This is a genomic window from Caballeronia insecticola, from assembly GCF_000402035.1.
GTDB lineage: Bacteria > Pseudomonadota > Gammaproteobacteria > Burkholderiales > Burkholderiaceae > Caballeronia > Caballeronia insecticola.
On sequence record NC_021289.1, the window covers coordinates 872,092 to 886,359 of the forward strand.

A 14,268-nucleotide genomic window follows, 5' to 3' on the forward strand; every position below is an offset into this window, starting at 1 on the left:
CGACACGAACACGCCATGCAAACGAATCTCAGCGACGAAGCCAGAATGCTCCCGCGCGCCAAGGAAGCCGAAGACATTTTGCGTTCGTGCGTGCATTGCGGCTTCTGCAATGCCACGTGCCCGACCTATCAACTGTTGGGGAACGAACTCGATGGGCCACGCGGACGCATCTATCTCATCAAGCAGATGCTCGAAGGCGAGCCCGTCACCGAGAAGACGCAATTGCATCTCGACCGCTGCCTCACATGCCGCAATTGCGAAACGACGTGTCCTTCGGGCGTGAAGTATCACACGTTGCTCGATATCGGCCGGGCCGAACTCGAACGCCGCGTGCAACGGCCTGCAGGCGAACGCATGATGCGTCGTGGCTTGCGTCACGTCATCCCGCGCCCCGCCGTGTTCGATGCACTGCTGAAAGCGGGCCGACTCGCGCGTCCCGTTCTGCCGGCCGCGCTAAAGCACAAGATTCCCGCTGCTGCCGCGGTGGCGGCCAAGGCGCGCCCGCCTGCACGCCATGCACGTCGCGTGTTGATGCTCGAAGGCTGCGTGCAGCCGTCACTGTCGCCGAATACGAATGCGGCTGCGGCGCGCGTGCTCGATCGACTCGGCATCAGCGTGATCGATGCGCCTCGGGCCGGCTGCTGCGGCGCGACCGATTACCACCTCAACGCGCAGGACGCGGGCCTCATGCGCGCGCGCCGCAACATCGACGCATGGTGGCCCGCCATCGAAGCGGGCGCGGAAGCGATCGTGCAGACCGCGAGCGGCTGCGGCGCGTTCATCAAGGAATACGGTCATCTGTTAAGCGGCGATCCGCGCTATGCGGCCAAAGCTGCGCGTGTGAGTGAACTGGCGCGCGATCTCGTCGAAGTGATCGGCGATGAACCGCTCGATAAACTCATATGCGCCGACCGGCGTCGCATCGCGTTTCATTGCCCTTGCACGCTGCAACATGCGCAAAAGCTCGGCGGCGCGGTGGAAGCGATTCTGACGCGGCTCGGTTACGACCTTACCGCCGTGCCCGATGCACATCTGTGCTGCGGCTCGGCCGGAACGTATTCGATCACGCAGCCCGAGCTATCCACTCAATTGCGCGATCGCAAAATGGATGCGCTTGAAAGCGGCGCGCCCGAGTTGATCGTCACGGCGAATATCGGCTGTCAGACGCATCTTGCGGGCGCGGCACGCACGGGCGTGCGGCATTGGATCGAACTCGTGGAAGACGCGCTGCAATGACGCGGCTTGGTTTTGCATCGCTCATGATTGAAACGGCGCGGCGCGATCCAGCATCACGCTGCGCATGAAATGGAGCCGCGCGAGCATGCGGCGCACTTGCAGGATGTCATGCGTGGAAGCGTTGAGCGTCGTCGTTAATTTCTCGGCGTTGTTCGTCTGCAAGTCGATGGTACGAACGCAATCCTGAAGAGTCGTGTTCGAAGGCGCCTCGAAGAGTGCCATCAACCGCATCAACGTTTCGTCCGTCATCGCGCGCCAGTTGGAATCCACGATGCGTATCGCCTGCGCATCGCGGGTCTCGATGCGAAGCTCGATTGCCGCGTGGCCCAGTTCGATCACGACGAGAATCCAGGCGAGCGCATCGACGTATTGCGGAGTCGGCCGTGGCAGCAACGCACGCAATTGCGCGACGATATCGTGCGCGCCCGACTGGAAGATCTCATGCAGATCATCCAGCGGGCCGGTGCATGCGAGAACGATCTGCGCTCTTAAGTCGCGTATCAGCGACGACACGCGCCACGGCATCTCCGCCGGAAACACGATCGCGCATGCTGCCGCGCACGCGAGCATTGCAAGCGTCAGCGCGATGCCGTTGTTTAAGAGCGGCTCGGGCGCATATTGAATCACGCGATCCGGTCCGCCGAGCACGCAAAAGAAGATGCAGAAACTCAGGCCCAATCCCGTGAATTTCGGCCGCGTGGCGAGAAACGCGCCGAGCCCGAGCATGGGCGCGAGCACGAAGCACAGCAGCGGAAATCCTTCGATCGACGGATACAGATAGCGCAGCGCGAAGCATCCCGCTAACGTCGCAAGCGCGGCACCCGATGCCATTTGCAGGGAGAAGCGGATCGGTGTCGGCGAGTTCGATCCCAACGCGGACACCGCCGCCGCGCCGATGATCGCGTAACCGCCGCTCGGCCAGTCGCTCGACAGCCAGAGCGCGCCGATCGTCCCGAGCACGACGCACGTCATCAGAAACGTGACGGCGATCACGTTCGTGTTCGTCACCGAGACGCGCTTCGGGTCGGTTTCTTCGAGCACATGTTTCTCGAATACGAGTGACACATAGACGCGCACGTAATTCGAATACTCGGAGATGAAGCCGGACAGCAATTGTGTCGCGGTATCGAAGTCGAGCAGTTCGTCCGCGCTTGCCGTGCGTTCGAGCGCGCGTCGATCGATGTCGATTTGTTCTGCAAGCCGCAAGCGAAAGCCCGACACGAGTGCTGCTTTGCGCTCGATATAGGCATCGTCGATAAAGCCGATATCGCGCGAAACGGCCAGCGTGTGCGCCAGTTCCTCGCAATACGACGCGACGCGATCGATCGCACTGCATCGACGTGACTCACGCGCCGTCGCCACGAAACGATGCAGCGCATGCAATCTCGTACACAAGCCCATGAACGTATTGTTGAGTCTTGCGAGACGCCGCGATCTCGAACGCACTTCCGGATCTTCGAATGAAGCGAACGCACGCGTTGCTTCGAAGCCAACGACGCTGTCGATAAATTCGCCGTACTTCATGCGAAAGCTCGGCCTATCGATCTCGCCTTGCAGCGCCTTTGCGGCGAAATTGGAGAACGACACGAAGCGTTCGCGACGAATATGCTTCAGGCGCGTGGAAGACCATTGCGGCAGCACGATCGCACTGATCACACCGGAGCAGACGATTCCAAGCAGCACCGCCGCCGAACGATTCAGCGCGCCGATATACAGCGCGTTCGGTTCGAGCGCGGTCGGAATGCCGATCAACGCGGCCGTATAGCCTGCGAGCACGAACGCATACCAGCGAAAGTTTCGATAGCGCAAAGCCGCTGCCGTGCAGAGCGCAACCCAGAGCGTCATTGCGCCGATATAAAGATCGGGCTGCTGCGGAAAGAGCGCGCCGAGCAATACCGCGACGGCCGTGCCGATCACCGTTCCCACCATCCGGTAGAAGCTCTTGGACAACACCATGCCGCTCTGCGGCTGCATCAACACGAAGACGGTCGCCATGGCGGTGCGCGGCGTGGGAATCTCAAGCTTCATCGCAATGCCCATTGCGAGGAACGCCGCCGTCAAGGTCTTCGCCAGATGCAGCCAGACGAGGCCATCGGTTGCCGCCCAATGCGCCAGATGCATGCGCAGGACGCGTTTCCATGCGTGGCCCTCGATCGAATAGCGCGTATCCATCGACGTTCCCGGTTTCACAACGCACGCTGCATGCGAGCCATGAGTTCATTGGCGCGCAGCATGAGACGATCGGGCGCTTGTCCGCCATCGACGACAATCGTGCATGTCGTGCCCGCTGTGAGTCGAACGTCGTCGGGAACGCTGTCGATATCGATACGCACCGGCACGCGCTGCGCCAGCCGCACCCAGTTGAAAACGGGATCGACGTTCGCGGTCAGGTCCACGCTTTCCGGATTGTCGCGATCATAGATACCGCGCGCGACGCTTTCGACATGACCGCGCAAGACGCTTCCGCTCATCAGGCGAATGGAGACTTCGCGGCCGACTTTCACTTGCGGCAGCTTGGTTTCCTCGAAATATCCATAGACCCAGAACGAATGGCGATCGACGACCGCAAGCTTGGGCGTCGCGATGGTGGCGTAATCGCCTTGCCACGTTTGCAGGTTCGTGACGAAGCCGTCCACCGGTGAAAGCACGCGCGTGCGCGACAGATCGAGCTTAGCGGCATCGAGCGCGGCGACAGCCTGATCGTACGCGGCGAGCGCCGCATCGGCCTGAAAGCCCGCGTTTTGCCGGGCTTCCGCGGAAACGACAGCATCGTCGAGATCCGCACGGCGCTTCGCATCGTCGCGTCGCAAAGCGAGATCGGCACGGCGCGCGGCGACTTTTGCTTCGGCTTCCTGAACCGCAATCTGATAATGCGAGGGATCGATCTGCATCAGGAGATCGCCCTTTTTGACGTATTGATTGTCATGCACCGGCACGCCGACGATCATGCCCGACACGTCCGGAGCCACGGTGATGACATCCGCATGCACGCGTCCGTCGCGGGTCCACGGCGCGTACATATAGTGATCCCACAAGGTCTTGCCGATGAATGCGGCCATCAGAAAGAGCGCCATCGTCGCAAAGACGCTCCAGACTCGCTTAACCTTCATCACGTCCTCTCGTCGACGTCACATCGATCATCACGCTGCGCGGCAATGCGCGCAGCGCGATATCACACAAGTCAAAGACCAAGCTCGCTCAAGCCCGGATGATTGTCCGGCCTTCGGCCAAGCGGCCAATGGAACTTGCGCTCGCTTTCCTTGATCGGCAGATCGTTGATGCTGGCGTGACGATGAAGCATCAGGCCGTCGAGACCGAACTCCCAGTTCTCGTTGCCATACGATCTGAACCAGTTGCCCGCATCGTCGCGCCACTCATAGGCGAAGCGCACGGCGATGCGATTGCCTCCAAACGCCCACAGTTCCTTGATGAGCCGATACTCGAATTCATGGCTCCATTTCCGTTCAAGAAACGCGCGCACGTCTTCGCGGCCATGCACGAACTCGGCCCTGTTGCGCCATTGCGTATCGATCGAATAAACATGCGACACCTTGTCTGCGTCGCGGGAATTCCAGCCGTCTTCGGCTTGCCTGACTTTAAGGATTGCAGTCTCGCGCGTGAACGGCGGAAACGGCGGACGGGATTCGCTAGTGCTGGTCATCACGCGCCCCTTTACTGCTGAATGAAGTCGAACAAGTGCTGGTTGACCGTATCGGCGTGCGTCGTGCACATGCCGTGCGGCGCGCCCGGAATGATCGTGAGCGAACCGTCGGGCACGATCTTCGATGAAAGCTTGCCGGAGTCGTCGATAGGCACGATCTGATCGGCATCGCCTTGAAGGACCAAGGTCGGGACCGTCATCTTCTTCAGGTCTTCGGTGAAGTCCGTTTCGGAGAACGCCTTGATGCAGTCATACGAACTCTTGATCGAGCATTGCATGCCTGCCAGCCAGAACCAGTCGATCGTGCCTTGCGACGGCTTCGCGCCTTCGCGATTGAAGCCAAAGAATGGCGTTGCGAGATCCTTAAAGAATTGCGAGCGATTTTCGATGACGCCACGGCGAATGTCGTCGAATACGGAAATGGGCAAGCCGCCCGGATTCGCTTCGGTCTTGAGCATCAGCGGGGGAACCGCCGAGATCAATACCGCTTTCCTCACGCGTTTCGTGCCGTGACGGCCGATATAACGCGCGACTTCACCGCCGCCCGTCGAATGCCCGACGAACACCGCATCTTTCACATCGAGATGATCGACCAGTTCGGCGAGATCGTCAGCGTAGCGGCTCATGTCGTTGCCTTGCCACGGCTGGCTCGAACGGCCGTGGCCGCGCCGGTCATGCGCGATCACGCGATAGCCACGTTCCGCGAGATACATCATTTGCGAGTCCCACGCGTCCGCGTTAAGCGGCCAGCCGTGAGAGAAGACGACGGCGGGTCCCGTGCCCCAGTCCTTATAGAAGAGTTCGGTTCCGTCTTTGAGTGTGAATGTGGCCATTGCTAATACTCCTTCGAGATGCTGGATCGGCCAGCGCCGCGAATGTCGCTTGCTTGCGGCACGGCGTGGCGTTTAACGCAACGGGTGCGTTGCGTATGGAAGAAGTATTCATGTCGATGGCAGGCACGCCTTGTCAACGCAACCGATGTTTTCGCGTATGCACGATGACGTCTTACGCGCTTTGCGCGTCGTGCACAGTCGTGTTCCGGCGTGCCTTTGTTAAACGCTTCGCAGACTGAAAGCCTTAGAGTTCATTGCACGCACGTCCTCCCTCTCCTCATCGTCATGAAGATCGATCACAACGAAACGGGCACGATCAGCAACAGCGCGGACAACGCGATACCGCCCGATCACTTGCGGTTTCAATTGCCGTATCTGCATTTGACGCGCGCGTTCGGGAACGACTGGTTTGCGCTCAAGGCAGAGGAATTCGCGCGCTTCTTCGGCACGCCGACGTTTTTGCTGTCGCAGACGTTGATCGTCGTCGTGTGGATCGGGCTCAATGTGGCGCGTGTGATCCATTTCGATCCTTATCCGTTCGTGTTGCTGAATCTCGCCTTCAGTCTTCAATCGGCCTACGCTGCGCCCATGATCCTGCTTGCGCAAACGCGTCAGGCCGATCGCGACAAGGCATTCTCCGATGCAGACGCGCGTCACAGAGACGCACTCGCGATGGCGGCCACGCGCCGCGACAAGGCGCTTGCGCATCAGGCGGAACAGATACGGGCGCTCTTGCAGCAGAACACCGAATTGACGGCACTGACGCGCGAACTGGCCGAGCAGATTGCGGCATTGACGCAAGGCGTGCATGAGAAGTTGATGCGCGAACGGCACGTCAAGGCGTTCAGTCAGACGTGAGTCATGCAGACTCATGCCTTGAAGTTATGCACGATCATGCGTATTTTCACGATGCGGAATGCACGCCCGGTGCGCGAAACTATTCGCTGCATGGCAGCATGCACGCGGTTGCACATCGGAGGATCGCCTTTCTCATCATGAGAAGACGCGCTTAATCTATTGTTTTAATGCGCTTTTTCTAGTGTGTCTTTAGCCGCATAGAAGCGTTTGCAGCGCGCTCTTCCCCGGTAATCTCTTATACAAGAGGTGCGAGTGCGCCAACGCTTTCCAATCACGCCGGAGAAACGCCATGCAGCACGTCTATATCGAACCGATGCCGAAAGGCCGTTGGGGCCCGATCGATGGATACACGCTCGAATTTCATGACGGCACGAAAATCACGCAGCAGATCTATCCCTCGGAACGGCTCGCGGTCAGCGAGATCAAACTGCGCGGCTATGCACCGCTGCTTCCGACGGTGCGCATCACGGATAAGAGCGTTGCGGAGCATTGGCAGGCTGCCGCATAACGTCGCTTGAAATGGCAAATGCGTGCTTGAGGTTCGAGCACGCATTTAGCCTTAAGACCTTCATCACGCCAGATCGGCTTCGGGAAGGGTCGCGCTTGCGAGATTGCCTTCATGCGTGCGGCGCACTTTGATCAGGCAAACAGCCAGCATCGCGATCACACCGGGAATAGCGATGGCAATGAAGTTCTGCTGAAGCGGCAACGCCTGGCTCACGAGAAAGCCGATCACGATAGGCGCGAGAATCGCCCCGCTGCGCCCCACACCCGATGCCCAGCCAATGCCCGTCGATCGCACGGCGGTCGGATAGAACTGCCCTGCGAAAGCATAGGTAACGATCTGCGTGCCGATCGTCGATGCCCCCGCCAGCCCCACCAGAAAGTACAGGACGGCCACCGGCACCTTCACGCCGAGCAGGCTGATGGACACAGCCGCAAGCGCGTACATCACAATCAAAACGTGCTTGATGTCGAAACGATCCGCCAGCCACCCTCCGCCGATGGCGCCGATCATCGCGCCGAAGTTGAGCACGAGAACGAAGGTCAGTGCCGAGCCGAGACTATGTCCGGCTCCCGCCATGAGCTTGGTCAGCCACGAGCTCAATGCGTAGACCATGAAGAGGCACATGAAGAAGGCGATCCACAACATCACGGTGCTTAAACCGCGGCCTTCCGCAAAGAGCCGTTTGATCGGCGAACCCGCCGTTGCGTCTTTCTCGAAGAGCGAAAACTTGTCGGCTTGCTGAGGCACGTAAGCAGCATCGACGCGCGGAAGAATATTCCTGAGCGTATCCGAGCGTCCCGTTCGAACCAGAAACGCGAGCGAATCGGGCATCAGCTTAAAGATGACCGGCGCGAGCAGCGCAGGCAGCCCCGCCGCGAGAAAGACCGATTGCCAGCCATAGTTTTCGATCATCGCCTTGCCGACTAGTGCCGCAAGCATGCCGCCAACCGAATAGCCGCTGAACATCAACGTGACCATGGTGCTGCGGATTTTGCGCGGGGAATACTCGGTCATCTGCGCCACGACGTTCGGCATGACGCCGCCAATCCCCAGCCCTGCGAGAAAGCGCGCGATGCTGAACATCAGCGGATCGCGCGTGAGGCCCGCTGCGGCCGTGAAGACGCTGAAGAGCAGCAGGCAGATCACGATGGCACGCACGCGCCCGATCTTGTCGGCGACTGTTCCCAGAAACACTGCGCCGAGCATCATGCCAAGCAACGCGGAACTCACCATGAAGCCGGCGCTCGTCGGCTGCACGCCCATGTCACGCATGATCGACGGAAGCGCAATGCCGACGACCGCGAGATCGTATCCGTCGAAGATGATGATCAGCGCGCACCAGAACAGCAGCAGCAGGTGGAACTTGCCGAATTTCGCTTCATCGCATAACTTTTGAACGTCTATTTCGCGCATGGTGTCTCCTTTGGATTGAGTCTTAAGCTACCGCAGCATGCTCATTTTTATAGTTGTACTTAGTTTTGATTTTTTAATGTCTTAGGAAAATTCAAAGTTTCTTTAGCGTATAGACGAAGGATGACGGGCAAGCGGCGTGACCTTCATCGTCATGTAGGGAAACAAAGGGAGGCAGGAGAGAATTGTGTGCAACTCGTCATGCGAATCGACATCGAACACGCTGTAGTTGGCGTATTCTCCAACAACGCGATGCAGTTGCTGCCACTTTCCCTGACGCTGCAAATCCTGCGAGTAGGCCTTTTCACGCGCCTTGATCTCTTCGGCCTGAGCCGCGGGCATATCATGCGGCAAGTGCACATCCATTCTGACGAGATAGAGCATTTTTTTCCTCAACGAGTGCGTGCGACCACGCCGGTCGGCGTTTCGCGGCTAAGAATAACGAGGCGGCTTAACGATTTTTGTCGCGGCGATAAAACGCGAGCTTCTCTTCGTCGATGCTAAGACCCAGTCCCGGACCCTGAGGGAGATGCAGATCGAAGTCGCGGTATTGCGGACGAGCAGTCACGATGTCGTCTTTCAGAAGCAGCGGTCCGAACAGCTCCGTGCCCCACGCGAGTTGCGGCAAGGCGGCGAAGCCGTGCGCCGAGGCGATCGAACCGATACTGCCTTCGAGCATCGTGCCTCCGTACAGGGCCACGCCCGCTGCATCGGCCACGGCCGCGGTGCGCATCATGCCGTAGATGCCTCCGGACTTCGCGATCTTCAGCGCAAAGACATCGGCGCACGCGCCACGCACCAGTTCCAGCGCATCTTCGGGACCCGTAACGGCTTCGTCGGCCATGATCGGCACGACGAATCGCGCCGACAGTCGCGCAAGCGCACCACGTTGTTCGCGCGGCGTCGGTTGTTCGATGAGGTCGATGCCGCCCGCTTCTAGCGCGGCGATACCCAAGGCCGCATCCGCTTCGCTCCATGCCTGATTGACGTCGACCGTCACCTTCGCGCGGTCGCCGAGCGCGGCCTTGATCGCCGAGACGTGGGCGACGTCGTCGCGCACGCTGCGTCGGCCAATCTTGAGCTTGAAGGTATGGTGGCGGCGCTCGGCAAGCAGCATCTCGGCTTCTTCGATATCGCGCTTCGTATCGCCGCTCGCGAGCGTCCACAGCACAGGAAGCGTGCTGCGCACGGCACCGCCGAGCAGCGTCGACATCGAAACGCCGAGGCGCTTGCCCTGCGCATCGAGCAAAGCCGTTTCGATGGCGCTCTTGGCGAAGCGGTTGCCACGGGCGATCTTGTTGAGCCTCGCCATTGCAGCGTTGATGTTGGTCGAGTCTTGCCCGATGAGCGCCGGCGCGAGATAGGCATCGATCGTCAGCTTGATGCCTTCGGGGCTTTCTTCGCCGTACGAAAGTCCGCCGATCGTCGTGGCTTCGCCGATGCCTTCGATATCGTCGCTCGATCGCAGGCGAACGATCACCAGGGTTTGTTGTTGCATGGTCGCCATCGCCAGCTGATGGGCGCGGATGGTCGGCAGATCTACAAGGATCGCCTCGACAGAGATAATTTTGGCGTTCATACCGGAGTGACGGAGTGGAGAGGTTGCCGAAGTATTGCGCCCACAACCGGCCCATGTCCAAGACCATCGACGTCTAGTGCCATACCCTCGAGGTATGAGACGCTCAGCTTCCCCGCTCGACCGGCGGTACGTAAGGTATTTTCGCCTCGTCATAAAGGCGGTAAATGAGCGCAAGCATCTCGACGATATCGCCCGACTCGTCCAGCATGCGCGTGCTCATGATGATGGGCGACACGAGGGTCGGATCGTCCAGTTCCTTGTAGCTCACGTCGTCGCGCTTGAGTCCATATACGCTGCTCGGCACGATCGAAATGCCTTCGCCCGCTGCGACCAGGCCTAAAGCGATTTGCAGCTCTCTTACTTCGTAAATGCGGCGCGGCTTGAGGCCGCGATCCTGAAAGGCCGCAAGGACTTGATCCGCATAGCTTGGACGCGGCGTCTTAGGGTAAATAATGAGCGTCTCGTTGACGAGATCGCGTAAAGCCAGCACGGGTTTGGAAAGCGAAAGCGGATGATCCAGCGGAAACGCAATGATCATCTTCTCTTCTCTAAGCACCACGCGGCGAATATTGGCATCTTCAAGGCGGATGCGCCCGAAGCCCACATCGATTCGTCCGTCCTTTAAGGCCCTGATCTGATCGGTGGTCGACATCTCATGAAGACTGAGTTCGACGGTGGGATTTTCATCGCGAAAGCGCCGGATGATCTTGGGCAAAAGCCCGTATAGCGTGGACCCTACGAAGCCCACCGACAAGCTGCGCTCGATGTTGCCCACGCGCCGCGTCATCGATTCGAGTTCGGCCGTTTGCGCAAGCAACTGCACCGCGTGCGAATAAAAAAACTTGCCGGTCTCCGTCAGCTTGAGCGGACGCGAATTGCGTTCGAACAATTGAACCGCAAGCGTTTCCTCGAGTTGCTGGATCTGCCGGCTTAGCGGCGGCTGCGCAATGTGCAGCCGTTGCGCCGCCCGCGTGAAGTTTCGCTCCTCCGCCACAGCCACGAAATAACGCAGGTGCCGCAGTTCCATCTCGATACCTCTTAGATATAGCCCAATACTAAATCAGTGTTGGACGGAGCCTTCGGACGTCAACTATTCTGCATTCACGCTCTGTTTCGGTGCCCGATTATACCTTCCAGGCATTGCTAAGACTCATCGAAACAAGGGTTAACCCCCACCAGAATAGTTAGAGATTAAGGAGCAGACAAATGACGCGCGGTCAGTTCGATGTCTTTGCAAACACTCCTTGCCGCTTCTTTTCCTGAACCTCACAAGGAGACAAAGATCATGAACGTTAAAGTGTTCGATTCGAAAGAAGTACAGGATTTGCTTAAGGCCGCAACCAACATCGGAAGCGATGCGGGCAATGCGCGCGCCAAGCAAATTACGCATCGGCTGCTTGGCGATTTGTTCAAAGCCATCGACGACCTCGACATGACGCCCGATGAAATCTGGGCCGGCGTCAATTACTTCAACAAGCTCGGCAAAGACGGCGAAGTGGCTTTGCTTGCCGCAGGCCTTGGCCTCGAAAAGTATCTCGACATTCGCATGGATGCCGCAGACCGCGAAGCCGATATTCACGGCGGCACGCCGCGCACCATCGAAGGCCCGCTTTATGTTGCCGGCGCACCGATGCGCGATGGCGTGTCGAAGATCGACATCGATCCCGATGCGGACGCGGGTCCTCTCGTGATTCGCGGCACCGTGACCGGCCCGGACGGCAAGCCCGTTGCGGGAGCGGTAGTCGAATGCTGGCATGCGAATTCGAAGGGCTTCTATTCCCACTTCGATCCTACCGGCGCGCAAAGCGAGTTCAATCTGCGAGGTGCGATCAAGACGGGGGCAAACGGCACGTATGAATTCCGTACGATGATGCCGGTCGGCTATGGCTGCCCGCCGCATGGCGCGACTCAGCAGTTGTTGGACGTGCTCGCGCGTCATGGCAACCGCCCCGCGCATGTGCACTTCTTCGTGTCCAGCGACAAGCATCGCAAGCTAACCACGCAGATCAACATCGAAGGCGATCCGCTGATCTGGGACGACTTCGCTTACGCAACGCGTGAAGACCTGATTCCGCACGTGATCGAAAAGACCGGCGGTACGGCACTGGGCCTCAAAGACGACGCGTATAAAGAGATCGAGTTCAACATCGCGCTCACGTCGCTGGTTCAAGGCACGGATAACCAGCTCGTCAATCGCTTGCGCGTAGCAGCGACCGCCTGACTTCACTAAGCGGCGTCAGATAACACCGTCGCCGCCCGAATCTCCGCACGAATTCTTCGATACCGATGCAAGGGCCCATCACATGGCGTCCGCATAGGGAGAGTACACATGTCCGCCATTTTCGACAAAACCCGCCAGCTCGATGAACTGCTGCACACCGCCGTTCAGGACGACAAGGAAAGCGGTGTATATCGCTGCCGCCGCGACATTTTCACCAACGCCGATTTGTTCGATCTGGAGATGAAGCATATCTTCGAGAGCAACTGGGTGTACCTGGCGCATGAAAGTCAGATCCCGAACAACAACGACTATTACACGACATGGATCGGCCGCCAGCCTGTCGTCGTGACGCGCGACAAGACCGGCGAACTGCACGCCGTCATCAATGCCTGCGCACATAAAGGCGCGATGCTGTGCCGACGCAAGCACGGCAATAAAGGCAGCTTCACCTGCCCGTTTCACGGCTGGACGTTCTCCAACACCGGCAAGCTGCTCAAGGTAAAGGACGAAAAGACCACCGAATATCCGGTGCAATTCAACAAGCAAGGCTCGCATGACCTCAAGCGAGTGCCGCGCTTCCAGAGCTATCGCGGCTTTCTGTTCGGCAGCCTCAATGCCGATTCCATGCCGCTCGAAGATTATCTCGGCGAGACCAAGGTGATCATCGACCAGATCGTCGATCAGTCGGCCAACGGGCTCGAAGTCGTGCGCGGCAATTCCTCCTACATCTACGACGGCAACTGGAAGATGCAGATGGAAAACGGCTGCGACGGCTATCACGTCAGCACGGTTCACTGGAACTATGCCGCGACGATGGGCCGCCGCAAGGTCGAGGGCACCAAAGCCGTCGATGCGAATAGCTGGAGCAAATCGGTCGCCGGCGTGTATGGCTTCGAGCATGGACACATTCTGTTGTGGACCAAGACGATGAACCCGGAAGTGCGGCCGGTCTATGAACATCGCGAAGAGATCAAGGCGCGCGTCGGCGACGTGCAGGCAGATTTCATCGTCAATCAGACACGAAACCTTTGCCTGTATCCGAACGTGTTTCTGATGGATCAGTTCAGCACGCAGATTCGCGTGGTGCGGCCGATCAGCGTCGACAAGACGGAAGTCAGCATCTTCTGCTTTGCGCCCAAGGGCGAGAGCGCAACCGATCGCGCCACGCGCATCCGCCAATATGAAGACTTCTTCAACGTCACCGGCATGGGCACCGCCGACGATCTCGAAGAGTTCCGCGCGTGCCAGTCCGCTTATGCCGGCACCACTGCAATGTGGAACGACCTGTCGCGCGGCGCGCCGTTGTGGATCGAAGGCGCGGATCAGAACGCAAAGAACATGGGCATGAAGCCGCTCATCTCGGGCGAGCGCAGCGAAGACGAAGGCCTCTTCGTATGTCAGCACGAATACTGGGTGAACGTGATGCGCGATGCGCTGAAGAAAGAACATGCGGAGGCACTGGCATGAGCTTCGATTATCAGAAAATATGCGCTGCGTTGTATCGCGAAGCGCGCCTGCTCGATGATCGTCAATGGGACGAGTGGCTTGCCTGCTACACGGAAGACGTCACGTACTGGATGCCCGCATGGGACGACGACGATCAACTCACCGACGATCACGAAAGCCAGATCTCGCTCATGTACTACCCGGACCGTGGTGGCCTGGAAGATCGCGTGTTCCGCATCAAAACCGAGCGCAGCAGCGCTTCGATGCCCGAGCCGCGCACCAGCCACAACGTGACGAACGTGGAAGTGCTGGCGCAGCGCGAGAACGACAGCGAAGTGGACGTCCGGTACAACTTCAACACGCTCAATCACCGCTACAAGCTCAACGACCATTTCTTCGGAACGATGTTCGTTACCTTGCGCCGTGTCGATGATCGCTTGCTGATTGCGCGCAAGAAGATCGTGCTGAAGAACGACTACATCCGTCAGGTGCTCGACATCTATCACGTCTGAGGAA

14 protein-coding genes are annotated in these 14,268 nt (G+C 59.0%); 6 read left to right on the forward strand and 8 right to left on the reverse strand.

Features of this window, described 5'->3' with window-relative positions; all coding sequences use genetic code 11:
• Positions 1-15 precede the first annotated feature (15 nt).
• Complete coding sequence (gene glcF / locus BRPE64_RS28620) at positions 16-1,236, forward strand: glycolate oxidase subunit GlcF (protein ID WP_016348478.1); 1,221 nt, start codon at positions 16-18, stop codon at positions 1,234-1,236.
• A gap of 21 nt (positions 1,237-1,257) precedes the next feature.
• On the opposite strand, the gene BRPE64_RS28625 is transcribed toward glcF, so the two are convergent.
• From BRPE64_RS28625 to BRPE64_RS28640, 4 genes are all read right to left on the reverse strand, one after another.
• Positions 1,258-3,408 (reverse strand): FUSC family protein, encoded by a 2,151-nt coding sequence (locus BRPE64_RS28625; protein WP_016348479.1) that lies wholly within the window; start codon positions 3,406-3,408, stop codon positions 1,258-1,260.
• A 14-nt stretch (positions 3,409-3,422) separates the two neighbouring features.
• Entirely contained in the window at positions 3,423-4,346 is a 924-nt protein-coding gene (locus BRPE64_RS28630) for an efflux RND transporter periplasmic adaptor subunit (RefSeq protein ID WP_044043517.1), read from the reverse strand.
• A gap of 71 nt (positions 4,347-4,417) precedes the next feature.
• Positions 4,418-4,897 carry a nuclear transport factor 2 family protein gene (locus BRPE64_RS28635; RefSeq protein ID WP_044043519.1) on the reverse strand — a complete coding sequence of 160 codons (480 nt, stop codon included), beginning with the start codon at positions 4,895-4,897 and terminating at the stop codon, positions 4,418-4,420.
• 11 nt (positions 4,898-4,908) lie between these two features.
• Positions 4,909-5,730 carry an alpha/beta fold hydrolase gene (locus BRPE64_RS28640; RefSeq protein WP_016348482.1) on the reverse strand — a complete coding sequence of 274 codons (822 nt, stop codon included), beginning with the start codon at positions 5,728-5,730 and terminating at the stop codon, positions 4,909-4,911.
• A 285-nt stretch (positions 5,731-6,015) separates the two neighbouring features.
• Between BRPE64_RS28640 and BRPE64_RS28645 the strand changes: the two genes are divergently transcribed.
• Positions 6,016-6,588, forward strand: coding sequence for a DUF1003 domain-containing protein (locus BRPE64_RS28645; protein ID WP_016348484.1), 573 nt, complete (start codon positions 6,016-6,018; stop codon positions 6,586-6,588).
• 289 nt (positions 6,589-6,877) lie between these two features.
• Positions 6,878-7,096: a hypothetical protein gene (locus BRPE64_RS28650; RefSeq protein WP_016348486.1), complete on the forward strand. Its 219-nt coding sequence runs from the start codon at positions 6,878-6,880 to the stop codon at positions 7,094-7,096.
• Between the two features lie 63 nt (positions 7,097-7,159).
• Here BRPE64_RS28650 and BRPE64_RS28655 read toward each other — a convergent pair whose 3' ends face one another.
• From BRPE64_RS28655 to BRPE64_RS28670, 4 genes are all read right to left on the reverse strand, one after another.
• Positions 7,160-8,509, reverse strand: coding sequence for an MFS transporter (locus tag BRPE64_RS28655; protein ID WP_016348487.1), 1,350 nt, complete (start codon positions 8,507-8,509; stop codon positions 7,160-7,162).
• A 102-nt stretch (positions 8,510-8,611) separates the two neighbouring features.
• Positions 8,612-8,890, reverse strand: coding sequence for a muconolactone Delta-isomerase (catC, locus tag BRPE64_RS28660; RefSeq protein ID WP_016348488.1), 279 nt, complete (start codon positions 8,888-8,890; stop codon positions 8,612-8,614).
• A gap of 67 nt (positions 8,891-8,957) precedes the next feature.
• Entirely contained in the window at positions 8,958-10,085 is a 1,128-nt protein-coding gene (locus BRPE64_RS28665) for a muconate/chloromuconate family cycloisomerase (RefSeq protein WP_044043521.1), read from the reverse strand.
• Between the two features lie 103 nt (positions 10,086-10,188).
• Positions 10,189-11,112, reverse strand: coding sequence for a LysR family transcriptional regulator (locus BRPE64_RS28670; RefSeq protein ID WP_016348490.1), 924 nt, complete (start codon positions 11,110-11,112; stop codon positions 10,189-10,191).
• A 258-nt stretch (positions 11,113-11,370) separates the two neighbouring features.
• Here BRPE64_RS28670 and catA point away from each other — a divergent pair, with 258 nt between their 5' ends.
• The 3 genes from catA to benB all read left to right on the forward strand — a co-directional run bounded on the left by catA (position 11,371) and on the right by benB (position 14,264).
• Entirely contained in the window at positions 11,371-12,306 is a 936-nt protein-coding gene (catA, locus tag BRPE64_RS28675) for a catechol 1,2-dioxygenase (RefSeq protein WP_016348491.1), read from the forward strand.
• Positions 12,307-12,414: 108 nt separating this feature from the next.
• Positions 12,415-13,773, forward strand: a complete 1,359-nt coding sequence (locus tag BRPE64_RS28680; protein ID WP_016348492.1) for a Rieske 2Fe-2S domain-containing protein — start codon at positions 12,415-12,417, stop codon at positions 13,771-13,773.
• Positions 13,770-14,264, forward strand: coding sequence for a benzoate 1,2-dioxygenase small subunit (gene benB, locus BRPE64_RS28685; RefSeq protein ID WP_016348493.1), 495 nt, complete (start codon positions 13,770-13,772; stop codon positions 14,262-14,264). The genes BRPE64_RS28680 and benB overlap by 4 nt, the downstream gene beginning before the upstream one ends.
• The last annotated feature ends 4 nt before the right edge of the window (positions 14,265-14,268 follow it).

Coding starts and splice junctions, on each gene's coding strand:
- BRPE64_RS28630 (WP_044043517.1), bottom strand. CDS start 4,346: ATGAAGGTTAAGCGAGTCTGGAGCGTCTTTGCGACGATGGCGCTCTTT.
- BRPE64_RS28640 (WP_016348482.1), bottom strand. CDS start 5,730: ATGGCCACATTCACACTCAAAGACGGAACCGAACTCTTCTATAAGGAC.
- BRPE64_RS28650 (WP_016348486.1), top strand. CDS start 6,878: ATGCAGCACGTCTATATCGAACCGATGCCGAAAGGCCGTTGGGGCCCG.
- benB (WP_016348493.1), top strand. CDS start 13,770: ATGAGCTTCGATTATCAGAAAATATGCGCTGCGTTGTATCGCGAAGCG.
- BRPE64_RS28635 (WP_044043519.1), bottom strand. CDS start 4,897: ATGACCAGCACTAGCGAATCCCGTCCGCCGTTTCCGCCGTTCACGCGC.
- BRPE64_RS28665 (WP_044043521.1), bottom strand. CDS start 10,085: ATGAACGCCAAAATTATCTCTGTCGAGGCGATCCTTGTAGATCTGCCG.
- BRPE64_RS28655 (WP_016348487.1), bottom strand. CDS start 8,509: ATGCGCGAAATAGACGTTCAAAAGTTATGCGATGAAGCGAAATTCGGC.
- catA (WP_016348491.1), top strand. CDS start 11,371: ATGAACGTTAAAGTGTTCGATTCGAAAGAAGTACAGGATTTGCTTAAG.
- BRPE64_RS28645 (WP_016348484.1), top strand. CDS start 6,016: ATGAAGATCGATCACAACGAAACGGGCACGATCAGCAACAGCGCGGAC.
- BRPE64_RS28670 (WP_016348490.1), bottom strand. CDS start 11,112: ATGGAACTGCGGCACCTGCGTTATTTCGTGGCTGTGGCGGAGGAGCGA.
- catC (WP_016348488.1), bottom strand. CDS start 8,890: ATGCTCTATCTCGTCAGAATGGATGTGCACTTGCCGCATGATATGCCC.
- BRPE64_RS28625 (WP_016348479.1), bottom strand. CDS start 3,408: ATGGATACGCGCTATTCGATCGAGGGCCACGCATGGAAACGCGTCCTG.
- BRPE64_RS28680 (WP_016348492.1), top strand. CDS start 12,415: ATGTCCGCCATTTTCGACAAAACCCGCCAGCTCGATGAACTGCTGCAC.
- glcF (WP_016348478.1), top strand. CDS start 16: ATGCAAACGAATCTCAGCGACGAAGCCAGAATGCTCCCGCGCGCCAAG.